The organism is Prosthecobacter sp. (genome assembly GCF_044236155.1).
Classification (GTDB): domain Bacteria; phylum Verrucomicrobiota; class Verrucomicrobiia; order Verrucomicrobiales; family Verrucomicrobiaceae; genus Prosthecobacter.
Map to the genome: position 1 here is coordinate 15552 of NZ_JBIIHA010000058.1, position 22797 is coordinate 38348.

Annotated in this window: 13 protein-coding genes; 11 read left to right on the forward strand and 2 right to left on the reverse strand. The window is 60.2% G+C overall.

Going from position 1 to position 22797, the window contains the following annotated elements:
* Positions 1–93 precede the first annotated feature (93 nt).
* The 5 genes from ACILSE_RS22780 (at position 94) to ACILSE_RS22800 (ending at position 12413) form a co-directional block, all read left to right on the forward strand.
* Positions 94–3924: a PQQ-binding-like beta-propeller repeat protein gene (locus ACILSE_RS22780; protein ID WP_395719747.1), complete on the forward strand. Its 3831-nt coding sequence runs from the start codon at positions 94–96 to the stop codon at positions 3922–3924.
* A 28-nt stretch (positions 3925–3952) separates the two neighbouring features.
* A complete protein-coding gene (locus ACILSE_RS22785) occupies positions 3953–4135 on the forward strand; it encodes a hypothetical protein (RefSeq protein ID WP_395719748.1) in 183 nt (60 codons plus the stop codon).
* A gap of 77 nt (positions 4136–4212) precedes the next feature.
* Positions 4213–7521: a PSD1 and planctomycete cytochrome C domain-containing protein gene (locus ACILSE_RS22790; protein ID WP_395719749.1), complete on the forward strand. Its 3309-nt coding sequence runs from the start codon at positions 4213–4215 to the stop codon at positions 7519–7521.
* Between the two features lie 6 nt (positions 7522–7527).
* Entirely contained in the window at positions 7528–8910 is a 1383-nt protein-coding gene (locus ACILSE_RS22795; RefSeq protein ID WP_395719750.1) for a DUF1501 domain-containing protein, read from the forward strand.
* A 98-nt stretch (positions 8911–9008) separates the two neighbouring features.
* A complete protein-coding gene (locus ACILSE_RS22800) occupies positions 9009–12413 on the forward strand; it encodes a DUF1592 domain-containing protein (protein ID WP_395719751.1) in 3405 nt (1134 codons plus the stop codon).
* Positions 12414–12418: 5 nt separating this feature from the next.
* Here the strand turns inward: ACILSE_RS22800 and ACILSE_RS22805 are convergent, their stop codons facing one another.
* Positions 12419–12838, reverse strand: coding sequence for a putative toxin-antitoxin system toxin component, PIN family (locus ACILSE_RS22805; RefSeq protein ID WP_395719752.1), 420 nt, complete (start codon positions 12836–12838; stop codon positions 12419–12421).
* Complete coding sequence (locus tag ACILSE_RS22810; RefSeq protein ID WP_395719753.1) at positions 12838–13104, reverse strand: hypothetical protein; 267 nt, start codon at positions 13102–13104, stop codon at positions 12838–12840. The genes ACILSE_RS22805 and ACILSE_RS22810 overlap by 1 nt, the downstream gene beginning before the upstream one ends.
* A gap of 20 nt (positions 13105–13124) precedes the next feature.
* Here ACILSE_RS22810 and ACILSE_RS22815 point away from each other — a divergent pair, with 20 nt between their 5' ends.
* From ACILSE_RS22815 to ACILSE_RS22840, 6 genes are all read left to right on the forward strand, one after another.
* Entirely contained in the window at positions 13125–14420 is a 1296-nt protein-coding gene (locus ACILSE_RS22815; RefSeq protein ID WP_395719754.1) for a DUF1552 domain-containing protein, read from the forward strand.
* A complete protein-coding gene (locus tag ACILSE_RS22820; protein ID WP_395719755.1) occupies positions 14417–15832 on the forward strand; it encodes a DUF1501 domain-containing protein in 1416 nt (471 codons plus the stop codon). The genes ACILSE_RS22815 and ACILSE_RS22820 overlap by 4 nt, the downstream gene beginning before the upstream one ends.
* A gap of 8 nt (positions 15833–15840) precedes the next feature.
* Positions 15841–18696: a DUF1553 domain-containing protein gene (locus ACILSE_RS22825; protein WP_395719756.1), complete on the forward strand. Its 2856-nt coding sequence runs from the start codon at positions 15841–15843 to the stop codon at positions 18694–18696.
* A complete protein-coding gene (locus ACILSE_RS22830) occupies positions 18693–20393 on the forward strand; it encodes a CocE/NonD family hydrolase (protein WP_395719757.1) in 1701 nt (566 codons plus the stop codon). Before ACILSE_RS22825 ends, ACILSE_RS22830 begins: the two co-directional genes overlap by 4 nt.
* A gap of 10 nt (positions 20394–20403) precedes the next feature.
* The gene (locus tag ACILSE_RS22835; RefSeq protein ID WP_395719758.1) at positions 20404–21990 is read left to right on the forward strand and encodes a sialidase family protein; all 1587 of its coding nucleotides are present in this window, start codon (positions 20404–20406) and stop codon (positions 21988–21990) included.
* The coding region (locus ACILSE_RS22840; protein ID WP_395719759.1) for a sugar phosphate isomerase/epimerase family protein at positions 21987–22797 on the forward strand (811 nt) is incomplete at its 3' end. The genes ACILSE_RS22835 and ACILSE_RS22840, both read left to right, overlap by 4 nt.

Consider the following 22797-nt stretch of genomic DNA (forward strand, 5'->3'; position numbering starts at 1 on the left):
CAAAATAGGCAAGAGAATGGGGGCAGAAGAATGGCGTCTTCAATTCATTCTCCTACCCTCCATTCTAGTGCCTACCTGCTTTTGAAACCATCCATGAAACACCTGCTCTCCCTCCCCCTCGCCACCTCCGCCGTCCTCGCGCTCGCCTCGTTCGCGTTCGCTCAATCGAACGACGCGGAGCGTCTGCTCGAAATGAGCCACACCACAGGCGGCTTGGTCGTCCATGTCGGCGCGCGCGATGGAAAGCTCGCGGCCGAGATTGCAGCGACGCGGCCCTCGTTGATCGTGCATGCGATGGATGCGGATGCCGCTAAGGTGCAGAAGGCGCGCGCGACTTTTTCCACTCATAGTGCGGCCCCGCGGCTCTCGGCGGAACTTTGGGCGCGCGATTCTCTGCCTCATGCCGAGAACCTTGTGAACCTACTTATCCTCGACGAGGCGGCGAAGGTCGCGCACGACGAGGCGATGCGAGTGCTGGCTCCCGGTGGTTCTGTTCTGAGAAAAGTGAGCGGCACATGGTCGATGGAAACGAAACCACACACGCCGAAGACAGCGGAGTGGACGCATTATCAATACGACTCGGCGAACAATCCGGTGGGCGAGGACAAGAGCTGCGGACTGCCCCGTCGTTTTCAGTGGGCGGGCACGCCACTTTGGTCCACGGCGCATGAGAGCATGGCGAGCCTGAATGCGATGGTGTCGGCGAACGGCCGCGTATTTTACATCATGGACGAAGGTGCGCGCGCCTCCGTGCAACTCGCGGCTGACTGGCAGCTCACGGCACGCGATGCTTACAATGGTGTCGTGCTCTGGAAGAAGCCACTCACGCAGTGGCTCACACGTTTCTGGCCGTGGAAAAGTGGTCCGGCGCAGATGCCGCGCAAGTTGATCGCCATTGGGGATCGAGTGTATGCACCGCTCGACATCAACGGCCCGCTGATGCAGTTCGACGCCGCCACTGGCGAGCAGCTTCGCGTTTATGAAAGCACCGCTGCCGCCGAGGAGGTCATCTCCACGCAGGGCATTCTTTTCGTGGTGTGCAATCCCTCGCCGCCGGACATGAAGAAGATCGCCGAGGAGACGCAGAAACGCCGTCATTTCAGCTACGACGGACGTGACCGTGTTGTGCTCGATCACACAGCGCCGCAAAACATCGTCGCCATCGAGGCGGAGAGCGGAAAGGTGCTGTGGAAACATCCCGGGCCGCAAATCAGCGTGCTCACGCTCGCGGCGCGTGGTGAGAACGTGGTGTATCACGACGGTTACAGCCTGGTTTGCCTCGATTTGAAAACCGGCGCGCAGAAATGGAAGTCCGCGCCCATCGCGCAGACGACGAAGCCGTTGTTCACCTTCTCCGAAGAAGCGCCCACCGTCGTGCTGAACGACAAGGCGGTGTATTACGCGTGGAATCGCAAGCTCACGACCGTTTCGCTCGCGGATGGCAAACTCATGTGGGAGGCACCGTGGGTAGACAACGACTACCGCAGCCCGGTGAGCGTGATGCTGATGCAGGATCTGGTGTGGTCGATGAACATCGCCAGTGCGAAAGCGCCTGGCACCTTCATGGGCCGTGATTTGATCACGGGTGAAGTGAAGAAGCAGTTCGATCTGCCGGAGTTCAAAGGGATCGGCCATCATCGCTGCTACAAGGCGAAGGCCAGTGGCGACTTCGTGCTGCTGTCCCGCTCTGGCGTCGAGTATGTGAATCCCATCGATCAAAGCTATGATGAGAACCACTGGATCCGCGGCGCGTGCCTCTACGGCATCCTCCCCGCGAATGGCATGCTCTACTCCACTCCGCATGCTTGTGCGTGCTATATCAAGGGCAAGATGAACGGCTTCACCGCGATGACGCCCGGTCTCACGGAGCCATTCAAGGCCGCGAAGGACAAGGCGGATCCCATCGAGAAAGGTCCGGCTTATCAGAAGGTGTTGTCAGGAGCACGGAACCCGGAAGACTGGCCCACTTATCGTCACGATGTCTCACGCAGCGGTCATGCGACCACACAGATCAGCACCGGCCTCAAACAAGCGTGGAAGACAAAACTCGGCGGGGAATTGACCAGTCTCGTCGTGGCGGAAGGCAAGGTCTTCGTTGCTCAAAAAGACCGCAACACAATCCATACGCTCGACTCAGCCAGTGGCAGACCACTGTGGGCCTACACGGCGGGCGGAACGATCGATTCACCGCCCACGATTGACGCCGGCTTTGTTTACTTCGGCAGCGGTGATGGCTGCGTTTATTGCCTCGTGGCAGCGGACGGCACGCTGTGCTGGCGCACGCGTGCCGCGCCCGATGAGCGCCGCGTCGTGGCCTATGGCCGGCTCGAGTCCACCTGGCCGGTGAGCGGCAGCGTGCTCGTGGAGAATGGCATGGTCTATGCCGCCGCAGGACGTTCATCCTTCCTCGATGGCGGCATTCGCATGGTGAAAATCAAGGCCGCGACGGGAGAGTTCTTCGGCGAGGAAACGGTCTATGATTTTAGGGATGGCAAAGAGCCACCAGTCACCGCTTCATTCGAAATGGACGGTGCCTTGCCCGACATTCTCTCCAGCCAGAACGGCCTCGTGTTCATGCGTCACTCCAGCTTTGACAAGGAGTCACTCTCCCGCCGCCAACCCGCTCCGCACATCTTCTCGCCCACTGGATACCTCGACGACAACTGGTGGCACCGCACCTACTGGGTCTATGGCGACGATACGAAGAGCGGTTACGGCGGCTGGTGGCAGAGCGGCAATAAACTGCCGGCAGGCCGCATTCTCGTCTTCAACGACGACACGGTTTACACCTTCGGCCACAACTTCTACGCCGGTCAAAACTCCGCCCAGTTCGGTCGTGGTGAGAAGTATATCCTCGCCGCGAATGAAAAGCGCGAAGGCAAGGAGCCTGACTACAGCGTCGCGGCGAAGGAACACAAAGAAGGCAACTATCTGAAGACCGACTGGACAAAGATCCGCACCACGCCGGTGAAATGGTCCGACGAACTGCCCTTCCACGTGCGTGCCATGGTTCTCGCCGGTGACACGATTTTCATGGCCGGGCCGTATGGCGATGCCGTGCGCTCCGACGATGCCTTCAATGGCAAACGCGGTGTTCGTCTTGCCGCCGCCTCTACCACGGAAGGCAAACTGCTCGCTAGTTATCAAATCGACGCACTGCCAGTCTTCGACGGCCTCGCTGGTGCAAACGGCAAACTCTATCTCGCCATGAAGGACGGCAGCGTCGCATGCTTCGGCAGCGAAGGCACAGAACTGGTCTCGAAGCTCGGTGAACCGATCGAAGTCCTCGCCGAAAACCTGCTGCCGGACGACACTGAATATCGCAAGGAGTTCATGGACAAGATCGGCGTCACGAACCTCGGCAAAGGACAAGCCGGTGCCACTCCGGCGAAGCGAGCGCAGATCACCGGCGAGGACATCTCCTATCGCTTTGCCAAAGTGGTCAGCGGCAAGGCCGTTTCCTGCGAGCTGGGTTACCGCCTTGCCGCAAATGAAAACAGTGTCGCGCAGGCGCTCTACGAATTCGGCAAGCCCGTCACCACCAAGACCACGTGGACTTTCAAGATGCAGCGCACGCCCGGCTTCCCGAATCCGCCCTACTATGGCAACGGCTTTTTCGTTCTTGGCGATGGCGCAGGCGACGATCAGCTCATCAAATGCGGCCTACAGTTCATTCAGAGCCGCCTCATTATCATTCAGGGGAATACCCCAGCTCAGAATGGCGAAAGAGCCGACTTTGGCGGTGACGCGAACGCAGTTAACGAATTTGCCGTCACCTTCGACCCCGACGCCCAGACGATCACCCTCAAAGCTGGCGAGCAATCCCTCACCACAAAGCTCACCAAGCCGCTCAAGCAGATCACCCACACCGGCTTCTCCACCTGGAAGGCCGTCACCGACTTCAGTGCGATCGGGCAAGAGTGAAGGCGTCCATTGACCTGGGTTTTGAATCATGAAGAAAGTCCTATTTATCCTTGCTGCGTTTGCGTCCCCTCCTCTCGCGCTCGCCAAAATCAAAATCGAAACCATCAGCCTTACCATGCGCGATGCCATCAAGCTCACGTCACGTCATCTTGGTCGGGATTACCGCCTCACCGGTGTCTATGGCGAGGTAGTGAAGGAGATTCTTGCATGATGATCTCAAGCCATCAGAGACAAAAAGATGAGAGACAAAAATATCCATCTTTCTGTCTCCAATCCTTTTGTCGTCTCATGAAACACATCGTCTCGCACCTCATCGCGTTCGCATGCTTTGTTTCCGTGGCTGTTTCTGCGGCGGAGCCTGATGGCGCGGCGTTCTTTGAATCACGCATCCGGCCTGTGCTGGTGATGCACTGCTACGAATGCCACAGCGCGGAGAAGACCAAGGGCGGCCTACGGCTGGACTATCGCGGTGGTTTTGCAAAGGGCGGGAAGAGCGGTGCACTGGTGAATGCGAGTGCGCCTGACAAGAGCCTGCTGCTGCAAGCCATCCGCCACGATTCAAAGGACCTGAAGATGCCGAAAGGAGCTGATAAGCTGCCCGATAGTGTGATCGCTGATCTCACACGCTGGGTCAGCATGGGCATTCCGGGTTTGTCGGAGAATCCGCCGAGCGCGCAAGCCGCTGCCACCGAAGAATGGCAGGCCAAATTGACGAAACGTCGCGTTCACTGGGCCTGGCAGCCGGTGCACAAACCAACCGTGCCGTCGCTGGCGGCGCACCCGGTGGACAGCTTTCTCATGGCGAAGATGCAGGAGAAAGGACTGGAACCCGCCGCACCGGCAGCGCCTGCCGCCTTGTTGCGTAGGCTGAAGTTCGCATTGGTGGGCCTGCCGCCGACAGAGGAGGAGATGGAGAGTTTTGTTCAAGATATGGCCGACGGCTCCGCCGGAAAGTCTCCGACCGAAGCTCTCATCGACCGCCTTCTCCAGAGCCCGCAGTTTGGCGAGCACTGGGCCGCGTATTGGCTGGATTTGATGCGCTTTGGTGAGACGGGCGGCTATGTGCGCGATTACCCGATTCCGCAGGCCTGGCGTTATCGCGACTATGTGATCCGCGCCTTCAATGCGGATGTGCCGTATGACCGTTTCGTGCAGGAGCATGTGGCGGGCGACCTGCTGCCGCCGCGACTCAATGCCGCGATGAAGATCAACGAATCACCACTCGGCACGGGCTTCATGCGACTGATGGAAGTTTCCTCCACGGCATCGGACGTGGCGCTGGAGGAGGCGCAGATCGTGGAAAACCAGATCGACACGCTGGCGAAGGCTTTTCAGGGCCTCACCGTTTCCTGCGCACGATGCCACGATCACAAATTCGATGCGATCTCCACGGCGGATTACTATGCGCTCTTTGGGACGCTCGCCAGCTCGCGGCAGAGCCAGGTGATCATCGATGCCCCGGAGGTGAAGGACAACGGAGTCGCGGCGATGCAATCCGCCAAGCAGCAGATGAAAAGTCGTCTGCTCATGCTGTGGAAAGACGACGTGAAAAATGAGGCAGCGGCCATGCAAAAGTGGCTGCAAAACGGGCTAGGCAACAAACCAGACAAGACGACCTTCTGGGGCCGCGTGTTGCTGCGGGAGAAAGTGGATCGTGCCGACCCGGGGCATCTTTTCTCGCGCATCCGGCAGACGCCGCCGGGGGAGCGTTTGGAAAAAGCGGCCTCTTCATGGCTCAACGAGCAGCGGCGTGAGTCCGCCGCCCGCGAGGAGCGGAACGGGAACAAGTTCAAGACCACGGCGGATTTTCGCGAGAGCGATGCTGGTTGGTTCCTCTCGGGTGTGCAGCCAAGCACGGTCTGGAGCGGAGGCAGCGATTTCACGCTGATGCCGGAGGGCAAGGAGTTGGTTGATCGCTTCGTGTCTCCGGGCCTCAGCTCGGATCGGTTGACCCGCAAGCATGGCAGCATCGCTCGTTCGGCCGATTTTTCTCTCGGCACGCAGTTCGTCAGCCTTCGGGTGGCAGGTGGTTCGTCGGCGCATGTGCGACTGATTCAAAACAACTTCCAGCAGATGGAGAACATCGCTCATGCCAACAAAGTGCGGCACTTTGATTCACGCTTTCCCACCTGGGTCACGGTGCCTGTGGGGCATCAGGCGAGCTGGCAGGGCCGCCGCTCGTATTTGGAAATCCTGACCAAGGATGATGCGGCGCATTTCCGCCGTTCCGATGAGGGCAACAAACCTTATGAGTTGGTGGCGAAGGACGCGACTGGCCGCTCATGGTTCGGCGTGGATCAGATCGTGGAGCACCAGACTCCAGGAGCGCCCGAGAATGAGCTGCACCTGTCGCTGCGTCTCGCGCCTGCAAGTCCAGAGTGGAACGCGGAAGGTCTCGCGGCTCACTGGCGCAAGGAATGTGATGCCGCGCTGGATCGCTGGAGCCGCGATGCGGCGAAAGCCGACGATGTGGAGTTGCTGAATTGGCTGCTGGAACACGGTGCTTTGCGCAATCAGTTGGCCCAACTGCCCGGCGACATGCAAAAGCTCGCGGAGCAGTATCGAGCGCACGAATCCGCAGTGCCACGGTTCCAGCGTGCCTCGGCCATCGTGGCGGAGGGCACTGGGTTTGATTCGCCCGTGCATCGTCGCGGCTCGCCGGATTCGCCAGGTGAAAAGGCTCCGCGCCGTTTCCTCGAAGTCATCCACGGAGCCGAAGGCTACACTACCGGAGCACAGGCGCGGCTGGAACTAGCTCAGGACCTCACCTCGCCACAGAATCCGCTAACCGCTCGCGTCATGGCGAACCGCGTGTGGCGCTGGATCTTTGGCCAAGGTCTCGTTGCCACCGTGGACAACTTCGGCGTGATGGGAGAAGCACCGAGCCATCCTGAGTTGCTCGATTACCTCGCCACCTATCTCGTCGAGCATGATTGGTCGGTGAAAGCCTTGATCCGTCATCTCGTCACGAGCCGGGCCTTCCAAGCGCAAAGCATCGCCTCCGCGAAGGCACAGCAAGTGGACCCTGCGAATCGACTTCTCACACACATGCCAGTGCAGCGCCTGCGGGCCGAGGCGGTGCGCGATTCTATCCTCGCGGTCTCCGGCACGCTGGATCAAACGATGTTTGGCTACACCGGGCCAGCGAACCAGAGCGAGAGCGCTGCCGTGGCCAATCCGAAGCTGCGGCGTGGGGTTTACCAATACATCCGACGCGAGGCGCTTGATCACATGATGATCATGTTTGATGCGCCGGAGCCATCTCGCACGCAGGGCGACCGCGAGACCAGCAGCGTGCCCGGACAGTCGCTGCTCATGCTGAACAGCGCTCTGGTCCACGAGCAAGCCACCGCCTGGGCCGCGAAGGACATGAAGCTCCGCAAAGGATACTCGACCGAGCAGCGCATCGAGCATCTCTTTGCCACGGCGCTTGGTCGCCAGCCCTCGGCGCAGGAGGTGCAGTCGCTCGTCGAGTTCATTGACGAACAGGCCGAGGCCTACGCACTGCCACCTGCCGCGCGTGGCTCGGACCAGCGACTTTGGACGGACCTTTGCCACGTCCTCATCAACGCCAAAGAGTTCCTCTACATCCCTTGATCTGCCATGAAGCTCTCACCAATCAGTCGCCGCCCTCTTCTGCAAACCAGCGCCTCGGGCTTTGGCTGGCTCGCGCTGCAATCGCTCTTCGCAGATCGATCCTTCGGCTCGCAAGTGCAGCTCACCACACCGCACCTCGCGCCGAAAGCGAAACGCGTCGTGTGGTTCTTCCTCGACGGTGGTCTCTCGCATATCGACAGCTTTGATCACAAACCGCGCCTCAATCAGGATCACGGCAAGCCGCTCCAAATCGCTGGCAAAAAAGAAGACATCACCGGGCGCACCACCAACGCCATCCTCGGCAGCCCCTTCGCCTTTCAGCGCTACGGGCAGTGCGGCAAGATGGTGAGCGACCTCTTCCCGCACATCGGCTCCTGCGTTGACGATCTCACCTTTCTCCATGCCGTGCACGGGCCGTCTCCCGATCACGAGAGCGCCATCGGCATGTTGCACGGCGGCTCGCTCTTGCAAGGCTTCCCCAGCGTTGGCTCGTGGGCGCACTACGGCCTCGGTTCGGAAAATCAGAATCTGCCCGGCTTCGTCGTCATGGGCTCTCGGAAGCGCATGTATCGCACCAATGGATTCCTGCCGCCGGTCCATCAGGGCTCGCCCTTTTTCCAGGACCCCGCCCGGCCTCTGGCCGATCTCGTGATGGCGGAGAAAATCAAATCGCTCCAGCAAAACAAGATGCGGGCGGTGGGGCAGCTCGACCGCGACTTTCTGAAATCCTCCGCACAAAATCAGATCATCGAGGCCGCCATCGCCAACCACGAAAAAGCCTACGTCATGCAAGATGCCGTGCCCGAGGCCACCGATCTCACCAAGGAGACCGCCGCCACCCTCGCACTCTACGGCGTCGGCACCGAGCACAAGGAAACCGATGAGTTTGGCCGGCAATGCCTCGTCGCTCGGAGGTTGCTCGAGCGGGGAGTTCGCTTCATCGAGATCGTCAGCAACGGCTGGGACCAGCACGGCGATCTCCAGAACTTGCACGCCAAAAACGCCCGCGCCATCGACAGGCCCATCGCAGGTCTCTTGAAGGACTTGAAAGGCCGAGGCCTTCTGGAAGACACGCTCGTCGTCTTCGCCACTGAGTTTGGCCGCACGCCCAACACCGAAGGTGGCGGCAACAAACCGGGCCGCGACCATCATCCCTGGGGTTTCACCATTTGGATGGCCGGCGCTGGTCTCCGTCCCGGCACCAGCCACGGCATGCTCGACGACTTCGGCTACTTCCCCGTCGAAGGAGCCGTCGATATCCACGACATCCACGCCACCGTCCTGCACCTCCTCGGCATCGACCACGAGCGTCTCACCTACCGCTACTCCGGCCGTGATTTCCGCCTCACCGATGTGCATGGCAAACTCGTGAAGGAGATCCTCGCGTGATGAACCCAAGCCAATAGGCAGAAGAATGGGGGCAAAAGAATGAAGAGCCTGATTCTCCTGCCCCCATTCTCCTGCCTACCTGCCTTTTAAATCCAACCATGAGACTTCTTCTTTTCCTTCTCCTCACCACCTTCGCCCACGCCGAGGAGCACTACCTGCTCGCAGCGGACACGCAGGTCATTGAAATCAATCGAGCAGGCAAAGTGCTCGCGGTTTGGAAGCATCCCGGCCACGGCGGCATTTACGATGCAGCTCGACTACCGGACGGTGGCATCGCGTATGCGCACCGGGGTGGTTTGGCCGTGTTTGATGCGGGGAAGAAGCTTGTCCTGGAACACAAAGCCGTCGCTGGAGCAAAAGGCGCGGAAGCCAATAGCGTGGCGGTGCTCGAAGGCGGGAAGAGGTTCGCGCTCATGGACGGCGGTGTGAATCAAATCCGCATCGTTGACCGCAGTGGTGCCATCGTGAGCGAGTCACCGCTGCCGGATCTCAAGGATGATCCGCTGCACTTTCGCTATCGCATGATTCGTGAAGTGCCGGGTGCCAATGCTTTCTGGGTTGGGCAATACGGACGCAAAACGGTGCTGAAGGTGGAAGCCAAGACAGGCAAGGTTTTGCAGACGATCCCACTCGATCCGCTGCTGAAGCCTTCTCCAACCGTGAAGAAGGCCTTTGCCACCTTGCAGGATGCGGATGGCTCGTTGTGGGTGGCCACGTCCACAGGCTGTCAGTTGCTACACATTGATGGCGAAGGCAAAAAGACCGGCTGCTGGACCATCGAAGACCTGGGCCTGCAATGCCGCTACACGCTTGGCCTGTCACGTCTGGCCAATGGCAATGTGCTCATGGCCTGCGGGGATTATCACATGCAGAAAGCCGACGAGGGCCGCGATCTGCTCGCGGAGATTGATCCAGCCGGAAAAGTCGTTTGGAAGCTCACGCGAGATCAGTTGGTGGATCAGATCGACGGCTACATCGATAAGAAAAGCGGCCTCGAAGAACTGCACATCACGAATGTTCACGTCTTTGAATCACCCACTCCAAAATCAGCCGCCACGAGCCCGATCCACAGCTTCATTGATCAGCACTGCATCGACTGCCATGACGACAGCGTCGCGAAGGGCGACTTCGACATCACCGCGCTGACCTTTGATCTCAGTCAGGCCGAGACACGAGGCCGATGGACGCGAGTGTTTGATCTGATCGAAAAAGGCGAGATGCCGCCGCCGGAGAAGTCCAAAGTCAGCGACGAGGAACGCAAAGCCGTCGTCTCGCAACTCAGCGCGAGCCTGCTCGCCGCCGCGAAGGAAGAGACGGCGAAAAACGGTCGTGGTCCGGTTCGGCGGCTCACTCGTGTGGAGTTTGAAAACAACCTGCGTGCGCTGTTGAAGCTGCCCCATCTCGACATTCGCGACAAACTGCCCGAGGACCGCGACGCGCATGGTTTCACCAAGGTCTCCGCGTTGCTGGATATGTCGCATGTGCAGCTCGATGCCTATCTCGAAGCCACCGAGACCGCACTGCGCACGGCGATAGCAGGCCCAAAGCCACCCGCAGCGCCCGTAACGCAGCGCTTCACCGGCACGGAGCTTTTTCCAGGTCTGAACACCTTCGGCGAACGCGAGGCGATGTTCTTCGCACGCAACAATCGCATGGTGCCCATCACGGCGGCGGAGTTAAAAACGATGACGCCTGAGCAGAGCCGCGATCCCAGCTTGGAGATGGCGCTCTTTCGCTCCGCCACCTGGCCGTATTATGGTTATCCGCCTGGTTTTCGTGCCAAACAAAAGGGAGCGTATCGCGTGCGTTTTCGAGGACGAGCCGTGCGGCAGGTGCGTGACTTCCGCCTCGTGCCCGCGCATGAACCCGTGGCGATGAGCTTCCGCGCCCGGCAGCCTTCAGGTGCCGATGTCTCCGGCGATGTGCGCGAGACCGGTGGATGGATGGATTTGCAACCCGAGGCGCGTGATTTCGAAACGACGATTCAACTCAAAGCAGGCGAGACCTTTGAATACAGCCCGCTCGGCTTACCCGTGCCCTTCATCCGCACCGATGGCGGCTTCTTCTATGATTACCCACCGATGCCGCCGGAGGGCCATCGCGGCGTCGCGATTCAGTGGCTCGAAGTCATCGGCCCGATCAGCGAGGCACAGTGGCCACCGCCATCGCATCACGTCTTGTTTGATGAGGTATCGATCGCCAAAGCCACCGCCGCCGATGCTGAAAAGCTCTTCCGCCGATTCGCCGCGATGGCCGCACTGCGTCCGATGAGCGAGAAGGACCACCAGCCCTTTTTGAAGCTCATTCAGGCCAAAATGAACGCTGGAGCGCCTTTTGCCGATGCGATGCTCGCGGGCTATCAGGCGCTGCTTTGCTCCTCACACTGCCTTTACCTCACCGAGCCTCGAAAAGACGCTCCCGATGCCCACTTTGCCATCGCGAGCCGTCTCTCGCATTTTCTCTGGAACTCGCGGCCCGATGACGAACTGGCCCAACTCGCGAAAAACGGCCGTTTGCATGACAAAGCCGTGTTGCGTGCGCAAACCGAGCGCCTCATCGCCGATCCGCGCTTCGAGCAGTTCGTGCGCACCTTTGCCGAAGAATGGCTCGACCTGCGCAAACTGCGCCGCGACATCCCGGACGAGCGTTTGTATCCCGAGTATCGCAAAGACGACTACCTCGTCGATTCGATGGCCCACGAGACGCAGTCTTTCCTCCGCGCCATGATTCGCGAGAATCTGCCCGCGAGCACCGTCATCGCCGCCAACTTCACTTTTGTGAATGACCGCCTCGCTGCGCACTACGATCTGCCACGCGTCAGCGGCTCCGCCATGCAGCGCGTGACTTTGCCAAAGGGCAGCCCGTATGGCGGACTCATCACGCAAGCCGCGCTGATGAAACACACCGCCAATGGCACCACCACCTCGCCTGTGTTGCGCGGCGTGTGGATCATGGAAAAACTTCTCGGCCAACCGCCGCCACCGCCACCGAAAAGCGTTCCCGCCGTGGAGCCTGACATCCGGGGTGCGACCACCATTCGCGCCTTGCTCGCCAAACACACCGAATCCAAAACCTGCGCCTCCTGTCACGCGAAGTTTGATCCCGTCGGCTTCGCCATGGAGAACTTCGATGTCATGGGCGCTTGGCGAGATCGCTATCGCGGCATGGAGCGCGGCGAAAAAATCACCGGCTTCGATCCCGCTGGCCATCCCTACACCTACTTCGTCGGCCAGCCCGTCGATGCCTCCAGCAAGCTCCTCACCGGTGAAGCCTTCAAAGACATCCACGAACTCAAACGCCTCCTCGCCGCCAACCCGCGCCAACTCGCCAAAAACCTCCTCGAACACCTCACCCTCCACGCCACCAGCACGCCCGTGGGATTCGCAGATCGCGAAGAAATCGAGGCGATCCTCGATGCCTGCGCGGCGGATGGGTTTCGTGTGAAGGACCTGATTCACGCACTCGTGCAAAGCCGCATTTTCACCGGAGGGTCTGACAAATGATCCAATCAGGGAGACAGATACCTGACGATGAAGTCCTCGGGCTTGATCGGCTGCGGTTTGAAGCCCGCGTTGGTGAGTGCCGCATAGTCAGTGTCGTTGGTGATCACGAAGTCGGCATTCGCCACGATGGCGCAGTCCACGAACTTGTTGTCGTCTGGATCAGAAGAAATGACCCGGAACTGATACGAAGGCTGCACAACATCCACGGTGCCCCACGCGGCAGATACCAAGCTGAGCCAGTGCATGATCTTCGCGGCAAAAGCCGAGCCACCTCTTTCCCCAGCGATCTCCTCGTATTCCAAAACGATCGCCGCAGTCACAGCCATGCGCACTTCGCCGTTCGCCAGTGCCCGAAACAGGCGGGCGATGGGAGACTGCCGAGCGAAGGCCGACAGCATCACATTGGTGTCCACAACCACCAACATCAGACCGAGTATGGGTGTTTGCTGCGATGTTCCTTCACTGCGGCATTGATGAGATCCGCTTCCAGCTTTCCGGCCTGCCGAAGCGCCTCTGCTTCATCCTGGATATCCTCAGTCAGTTGGGCGAGTTCCAGCCGCAGCAGGAACTTATGCACCGCAGCCAAGGCAGTCGGCCCCAAGGAGGCAACCTTGGACATCACGTCGGGCAATAGGATGGCAGCGTTGTTTGCAGTCATGCCTAACTTATACGCCTCGGCTTCCTGATTCAAAGATCAAATTTCCGACCACCATGAACTTCCCCCACATCTCCACCCCGATCCCACGCCGCCGTTTCCTGCGCGGACTCGGCGTCACGCTTGGACTGCCGCTCTTGGAGCAAAACTACGCCCGTGCGGCATCACAGACGCCTCCAAAGCGCATGCTGCTCATCTCCAACAACCTCGGGGTGCTGCCGCAGCATTTTTTCCCGAAGGACAAAGGCACGGGTTACACGCTCTCTCCCTATTTGAAGGAACTCGCGGCATTCCGAAGCGACTTCACCATCTTCAGCGGCCTCTCGCATCCAGCCGTCACAGGCGGTCACAGCACGGAGAACTGCTTCCTCACCGCTGCACGCGATCCGACGCGCAGCGGCTTCCGCAACAGCATCTCGCTTGATCAATACACCGCCGAGAAGCTCGGTCAGCAGACGCGTTTTCCGACGCTGAACCTCGGCGTGAACATCGACAAGGCCAACCGCAGCCTCTCCTGGACCCGCGACGGCGTGCTGCTGCCCGCCGAGGACAGCCCAGCGGGCTTGTTTCGCAAAATGTTCATCCAAGGCGATGCCAAGCAAACTACCGCCTCGCTCAAACGCCTCCAAGATCGTGGCAGTATCCTCGACGCCGTGCGCGATGACATCAGCAGCTTCCAACGTAACCTCGGCAACAACGATAAAAGCCGTCTCGATCAGTATTTGACCTCCGTGCGAGAACTGGAGCAGCGACTCGCCATCTCCGGCGAATGGGAGCAAAAACCCAAACCGCAAACCAAGACCGCAGAGCCCAAGGACATCGCCGACAAGGCCAAGTTCTTCCCCAAAATCCAGCTCATGCTCGACATGGCCAAGCTCGCCTTCGAGTCCGACTCCACCCGCATCATCACGCTGATGGTGGACGGTTTCGCCACGCCGGTCTTCGAGATCGATGCACAGCACCGAACCCGCGACGGCTACCACAATCTCAGCCACCACGGCCAGTCGAAGGAAAAGCTCGCCGAACTCGAAAAGGTGGACCTCCAGCAGATGCGGCACCTGCGCGATCTCCTGACTACGCTCGCCGCCACACCCACGGCTGATGCAAAACGTCTGCTCGACCACACCATGGTCCTCTACGGCAGCAACCTCGGCGATGCGAACGTCCACAACTGCACCAACCTCCCCGTTCTCCTCGCCGGTGGCGGCTTCAAGCACGGCCAGCACCTCGCCTTCGACACCCTGCACAATAAGCCGCTGTGCAATCTCTTCGTCTCCATGATGCAGAACATGGGCATCGAATCAGCCGCATTCGGCAGCAGCACGGGCACCATTGCTAACATCGCCATATGAACCCATCGCTAAACCTCAAGCGCCGCCATCTCCTCGGCCAAATGACCACAGGACTCACAGGTGTCGCGCTTTCGCGTTTGTTCACGAACGAACTCGCCGCTGCGCCGCTGCACCAGCCGCATTTTGCGCCGAAGGCAAAGCAGGTGTTGCAGATTTTCTGCCCTGGAGCGGCGTCGCACATGGACCTGTGGGATCACAAACCGATGCTGGAAAAGTTTCACGGCACACCAATGCCCGGCGCGGATGTCGAAGTCACGTTTCAGGGTAAGAATGGCAACTTGATGAAGTCGCCCTGGCCCTTCGCACCAGCGGGTCAGAGCGGGAAGATGATCTCCTCGATGCTGCCGCACATGGCGAAGCATGTGGACGACATGGCCTTCATCCACAGCATGACTTCGCGCACAAACACGCACGGGCCGGGCTGCATCTATATGAACTCGTGCTTCACGCGCGAAGGCTTCCCCAGTGCAGGCTCGTGGGTAAGCTATGCGCTGGGTTCGACGAATGAAAACCTGCCGACCTACATTGCGATTCAAGACGTGCGCGGCGAACCGCCGAATGGAAAGGCGAACTGGAGCAATGGCTTTCTCTCCGCGCAGTATCAGGCGGTGGCGATGGCCGCACAGCAGCCGCTGCGCAATCTCGCGCGGCCCGCGAGCATCAAGGCCGATGACGAAAAGGCCACGCGCGATTTCCTGAAGCTCATCAATGCGGAGCACGCCGCAGCGCATCCGGGTAACGACGAACTCCGCGCGCGCATGGCGGCGTATGAACTCGCAGCAAAGATGCAACTCACCGCGCCGGAAGTCAGCAATCTCGCAGCCGAGCCCTCGCATGTTCATGAACTCTACGGCACTGGCGACAGCAACAAGCTCAAGGCCGCCTATGCGAAGAACTGCCTACTCGCCCGCCGCTATCTGGAGCAAGGCGTGCGCTACGTTTCACTCTACTGCGCTTCCCGGGCGAGCAATGTGGATGGCCTGCTCAATTGGGACGCGCACAAGACACTGAAAGCCGACTACGAGCGTCATTGCCCGATCTTCGATCAGCCGACAGCTGCGCTGCTCACCGACATGAAGCAACGCGGCATGTTGAACGACGTTCTCGTCGTCTGGTGCACGGAGTTTGGTCGCATGCCGACGCATCAAGAAGGAACCAGTGGTCGCGATCACAATCCCGATGCGTTCACTACGTGGATGATGGGCGCGGGTGTGAAAGGCGGCGTGAGCTATGGCGAGACGGATGACTTTGGCCGCCGCGCCGCCGTCGATGTCGCCACCGTGTATGATTTCTACGCCACCGTGCTGCACCTGCTCGGGCTCAATCACGAGAAGCTGACCTATTATCACAACGGAGCGAACCGTCGCCTCACCGACGTCCATGGGCACGTCATCAAAAACATCCTCGCATGATCGGTGTCATGAATCCTCTCGCGATCCTCCTTCTCACATCGTCAGCTGCGCTCGCCGCAGATCCGGCGGGCATCGCCTTCTTTGAGCAAAAGGTTCGTCCAGTGCTCGTGGAGCATTGCTACTCATGCCACAGCGCGGAGGCAAAGAAGCTCAAGGGCAACCTTTACCTCGACTCAAAGTCGGGCTGGGAAAAAGGCGGCGACAGTGGCGAGTCCGTTATCGTTCCGGGCAAGCCCGAAGCCAGTCTGCTCATTCGAACCGTGCAGCATCTCGAAGCCGACATGGAGATGCCGCCGAAGAAACCCAAGCTGCCCGATGCGGTCATCGCCGATCTCGTAACTTGGGTAAAGATGGGTGCTCCCGATCCGCGCGACGGCGTAAAGATCGAAGCGAAGCGCGGGGACAAATCGTGGTGGTCGCTGCAACCGCTCGCGAAGCAGTTCGCGCACGACAGCATTGATGGCTTCATCACCGCGAAACTCGCAGAGAAAAAGCTCACTTTGAATCCCGCCGCTGATTCGCGCGCGCTCATCCGCCGCATGAGCTACGACGTGATCGGACTGCCGCCGACGGTCGATGAGGTCGAGACGTTTGCGAAGGCACATCAGGCGAATCCGCGTCAGGCCATCGAAGCACTCGTGGATCGCCTGCTCGCCTCCCCGCGCTATGGCGAGCGCTGGGGCCGGCATTGGCTCGACGTGATTCGCTTCGGCGAGAGCAACGGCTTCGAGCGCAACTTCGTGATCGATGACCTCTGGCCGTTTCGCGATTACGTCATCAAATCCATCAACGATGACAAGCCGTTCAATCAGTTCATCACCGAACACCTCGCGGGTGATGTGATTGGCAAGGACAACCCGCAGATGGAGGTCGGCAGCGCCTTCCTCGTCGCGGGGCCTTATGACGATGTGGGTAATCAGGACATCGTCGCGCAGAAGAACATCCGCGCCGCCACACTCGACGACATGATTACCGCGACGAGCGGCGCTTTCCTCGGCCTCACCATCAACTGCGCCCGCTGCCACAACCACAAGTTCGATCCCATCCCGACCGAGGACTACTACCGGCTGCGCGCAGCGTTTGAAGGCGTCACTCATGGACGGCGTGTCGTCGCCACCAAGGAACAGCGTGACGCATTCGCCGCCTCGACGAAGCCGCTGGCTGTCGAGTTGAAGAAGCTCGAAGTGGAACGCGCATTGCTCGATCAAGCCATCGAGACACGGGCCAAGGCGGCATTTGCCAAAACCAAATTCACGCGCCCGAAGATCGACCAGAACGGCACCGACGAATCCTTCGCCGCTACGGAAGCGAAATACGTCAAGTTCGTCATTCACAGCCTGACGGGAGATCATCAGCCAGCTGCAAAAGGCAAACGCGGCGGCGGCAAGCTCACCGAGTTCCAAGTCTGGAGCGCGGAAGACCCGAATCGAAACGTCGCGCTCGCGAGCCACGGCACCAAGGCGGAAGGCGCGAAATCAGCGACAGCGGAAGACTTTCCCGAAGCCTACGGGCCGCAATACTGCATTGATGGAATGCTAGGCGAGGCGTGGTTCATTGGCGAGCCAGCCGTGCTGACGCTGACCTTTGCGCAGCCGGAAAAGATCAACCGTATCACCTTCATCAATGCCCGTGGTGATCGCAGTATTGTCGAGGAGAAAGTACGTGGGGCCACGCCGTGTGAGTATGAGGTTCAAGTGTCGTCGGACGGGCAGACTTGGCGCACCGTCGCCAGCGATGAAGGCCGCGAGCCGTGGACACCGGCACATGGCATCGCACGTTCACGCTACGACGCGACGACGAAAAACGAGCAGACAAAGCTAGCGGCGCTCGACAAGCAGATCGCCACCGTGCAGGCGAAACTCAAGGCCGTGCCGGCGCTGCCGCAGATGTGGGTCGGCACACACACGCAGCCGAAGGAGCCCACCTTTGTCCATAAAGGCGGCGACCCGATGAAGCCCGCCGATGCCGTCCTGCCTGCGAGTCTCAGCGTGCTTGATCAAGTCACGAAGCCCTACGAGTTGAAGCCCGATGCAGATGAAGGCGAGCGCCGTCTCAAGCTGGCAAAGTGGATCACCAGCAACGAGAATCCTCTCACGCCGCGCGTGCTCGCGAATCGCGTGTGGCAGTGGCACTTCGGCACCGGCATCGTCGATACACCGAGCGACTTCGGCTTCCTCGGCAGCAAACCCACGCATCCTGAACTGCTCGACTACCTCGCGAGCCGGATCGTCGCGAACGGCTGGAAGCTCAAGCCGCTACATCGCGAAGTCCTGCTCTCGCAGACGTATCTGCAAAGTGCCGCGTATCGCGAGGAAGCCGCCAAGGAAGACAAGGACGCACGGCTGCTCTGGCGCTTCCCGCCTCGCCGACTCAGCGCCGAGGAACTCCGCGACACCATGCTGACCGTCGGCGGCAAGCTGCAACTGGAGCCGATGGGCGGCCCCGGCTTCCGCCTCTATCGCTACCTTGCCAACAATGTCTCGACCTATGTCCCGCTCGATACGCACGGTCCCGAAAGTTACCGCCGTGCTGTCTATCACCAGAACGCCCGCGCCAGCGTCGTCGATGTGCTCAATGACTTCGACCTTCCCGACATCGCCTTTGCCGCACCGAAGCGCGCCAACACCACGACGCCATTGCAAGCCCTCACCCTGCTCAATCACAGCTTCACCCTCGACATGGCCAAGGCCCTCGCCGCCCGCATTCAAACCGGTGACGCCGTGACCCAAGCCTACCGCTTCACCTTCCAGCGCGAACCCAGCGCAAAGGAACGCGCCGCCGCCCCCCAACTCATCGCCACCCACGGCACGGAAGCCTTCTGCCGTGCCCTGCTAAACGCCAACGAACTCATCTATCTCGAATGAAAGCTGCCACTATCCTCACCTCACTTGTCCTCGCCACCTCCACCTTCGCCGAGGTCAAAACCGAAACGATTACCATCGCGATGCGCGATGGCGAGAAGCTCACCGCCGACCTCTATCGAGATGAAGCGATCACAAAAGCTCCCGTTATTCTCATGCGAACGCCGTATGATCGCACGAAGCAGAAGGCCACGGGCGAGCGATGGGCCAAGGCTGGCTACGTCTTCATCGCGCAGGATTGCCGTGGGAAGTTTGGGTCGGAAGGAGCGTTTGCGCCATACAACAATGAAGGCCAGGACGGGTATGACACCATCGAGTGGATCACGCGCCAGCCTTGGTGCAGCGGTCGCGTGGGCATGATGGGCGGCTCGTATGTTGGCGCGGTGCAGTGGCAGGCAGCGGCGGAGAATCCACCCGGCCTCGCCGCAATCGCACCCCAGGCCACCTGGAGCAGCTTTTATCGAAACCTCCATCTTGGCGGCTCCGTGCGGCTTTCACTCATTTCTAGTTGGATCGCTGGCAACACTCCGAAGCACGAAGGTGTGAAGGCTGCGGACATGAGCGAGGCCTTGATGCGTCTGCCGCTCGGTGAGGTCGATAGCGCCATCGGCTGGGACATGCCGTGGCTGGATGCCTTCCTCACGCATCCCAAGCCGGATGGCTTTTGGACTCGGCTCGATCTCACCTCGCGCCTGCCTGATCTGCAACTCCCAGCACTGCACGTCGTCGGCTACTACGACTACTTTTCGCGTGAGTCGGTGGGCAATTTCATGATCATGCAAAAGCAGGCGCGTGACCCAAAAACACGCCAGCAGCAGCGACTCATCCTCGGCCCATGGGATCATGGCAGCGTGGGCAAAACGAAGGTCGCCGAAGTCGAGTTCGGGCCTGATGCAGCCGTGGATACCTTTGCGCTTCAGATCGATTGGTTTGATCGCCATCTCAAGCAAGATCCCGTCGCACAAGCCAAGCCCTTCCCGCCCGTGCGCTACTTCTCTATGGGCGAAAACGTCTGGCGGGATGCACAAACCTGGCCACCCGAGGGCTTCACCTCGACCTCGTTCTACTTGCACTCCGATGGCAAAGCCAACACTCGCCGAGGCAATGGTCGCCTGACTCGCGAAGCAGCTACTCAAGACGAAACACCTGACACCTTCCGTGCAGATCCGGCAAAACCCACGCCATCCAACCCCATCACCGAAACCCGTCCCATCAAAGCCGCCGTGTGGGGTCCCGTCGATCAAAGCGCCACCGAGGATCGTGATGACGTGCTCGTTTACTCCAGCGAGCCGATGACTGAGCCGCTCACCTTCGCCGGTAACGCTGAAGCAAAGCTCCATGTCAGCACCGATACGCCCGATGCCGACTGGTCCGTGAAACTCATCGACGTGCATCCCGATGGCTTCGCGCAAAACATCGCTCGCGGCATTCTGCGCGGACGCTATCGCAACTCGCTGCTCAAGCCCGAGCTGATGCAGCCCGGCCAAGTCTATGAGATCACCGTCGATCTCGGCCCCGTTGCCGCCACCATCGCCAAAGGCCATCAACTCCGCGTGGACATCAGCGGTGCCGACTTCCCCCTCTACGACCGCAATCCTAACACCGCCGAAGGCATCACCAGCAGCAAGACCGCCATCGCCACCGAGCAAGTGCATCATAAGACGGGAGCATTGTCGCGCATTGTGTTGCCGGTGAAGTGAACAGGTCACCATGAAATTCACCCTCACACTCGTTACCGTCCTCCTCCTCGCGCCGCTGGCCGCGCTGCACGCCGCCGACGCACCTTCCCTGCATCCTCCCCAGCATCTCGGTCCACCTCGTGCCGATCAGGCGGTGACGAACCGTGCTTTCACGGGCATCCCGAGCATGGCAGTCGCGCCGAAGGGACGACTCTGGGCCACGTGGTATGCGGGCGTGACGCCGGGCGAGGATGTGAACAACTACGTCGTGCTCAGCACCAGCGGCGATGATGGCAAGACATGGAACGAAGTGCTCACCATCGATCCTGATGCGAGCGGTCCTGTGCGCAGCTTTGATCCTGAACTGTGGGTGTCGCCGGATGGTCGCTTGTTCTTCTTTTGGGCGCAGATGGAAAAAGGCCGACGCGATGTCGAACTCGGCGTGTGGGGCATCGAGGCAAGTGAGCCTGATGCCGCGCAACCGAAGTGGTCGCAGCCGCGCCGCATTGGCGATGGCGTGATGATGTGCAAGCCGCTGGCGCTTTCCTCAGGGGAATGGGTGCTACCGATTTCCAAATGGAGGGAGCACGACAACAGCGCGCAGATGTTTGTCTCGACCGATCAGGGCAAGACTTGGTCTCTACGCGGCGGCTGCAATGTGCCGAAGGACGTGCGGCAGTTCGACGAGCACATGTTTGTCGAGCGCAAGGACGGCTCGCTCTGGCTGCTCGTGCGCACCACCTACGGCATCGGTGAAAGCGTCTCCACGGATCACGGCAAGACGTGGCCGGAGTTGAAACCATCGAGCATCCTGCACACGCCCTCGCGCTTTTTCATCCGTCGCCTTGCCTCGGGAAATCTGCTGCTGGTCAAACACGGCCCGCTCGACACACGCACCAGCCGCTCGCATCTCACGGCTTACATTTCGAAGGACGATGGCACAACATGGGGCGGCGGACTCATGCTCGATGAACGCCTCGGCGTTTCCTACCCCGATGGCCAGCAGACACCCGATGGCCTCATTCGCATCATCTACGACTACAATCGCGTGTCCGACCGAAACATCCTCATGGCGGCGTTCCGCGAGGAAGATGTGGCCGCAGGCAAAGATGTGAGCGGCGCGGTGAAACTTCGCCAACTCGTCAGCAAAGCCACCGGCGGCCAGGAGAAACCAACGCTCTCGACGGCTCCCGTTCATGCCAACGCTGACGGCAAAGCCATGCGCACGACAAATCCCGGCACACTTACCAGCGCCGATGCCAAACCGCAGCCGCTCATTCCATCTGCGAAACTCTTCACCGACCGCGCCTACATCGCCGCCGAACTTCCCGCCGCGCTCAAGAACGCGCACTTCCTGCCCATCGCCATGAACGGCCAGAAGACGATCAAGTGCGAACGCGCTGGCACCGTCTTCTTCCTCACGCCCATCCTCGAACGCAATCGCGACACCGCCGCGCAGCCCCTGATGGATCAAGGCTTCGAGAAAGTCGCCCTGCCCGAAGTCCCGCTCTTCAACCCCTCCTCCACCAAGAACTTTTGCACCCTTTTCCAAAAGGACTGCGCCGCCGGTGAAACCCTCCTCATCGGCAAATGGGCCGTCCCAATCTTCTTCCCATGAAACGACGCACCTTCCTCACCACCACCGCACTCGCCGCGCTTGCCTCGCAGGTCGAACATCTGCGCGCCGCCACAGCAGGCATGAAAATCAAAATAGGAGCCTGTGACTGGACCATGAAGCTCGCCGCGCAACCGGCCTCGCTGGATCTCGCCAAGCGCATCGGGCTGGATGGCGTGCAAGTCGATTTCGGGAGCAAGCCGGATGCCCAGGGATGGCTGCCGCTGTTCGATGAGAAGCTGCAGGACAGCTACCTCGCCAAATCCGCCGAACTCGGGATCGCGGTGCCTTCTTTGGCCTTGGCCACGCTCAACGGTGTGCCGCTCAAAAGCGAGCCCGAGGCCGCAAAGTGGGTGCTGGCGAGCCCCAAGGTCGCCCAACGCCTGAAAGCGCGCTGCGTTCTTTTGGCCTTCTTTGGCAAAGGAAGCCTCGCTGGCGATGAGGCAGGCATCGAGAAGGTCACCAGCATCCTCAAGAAACTCGCGCCGCTCGCCGAGAAGGCAGGCGTCATCTACGGCATCGAGTCCACGCTGAAGGTGCCAGTTTTGGAAAAGATGCTCGAAGCCGTGCGCTCGCCGAACATCCAGGTCTGGTATGACGTGGCCAACATGGAGAAAGAGGGCGAGGACTACAGCGAGGCCATCCGCAGGCTTGGCAAAGAGCGCATCTGTGAGTTTCACGCCAAGGACTTCAAGGGACTCTACGGCCAGGGAAACATCGACTTCGGAAAAATGCGCGACGCCATGCACGACATCGGCTGGCACGACGCGTGGGTTCACATCGAGGGCACGCAACTCCCGAACGGCGTCG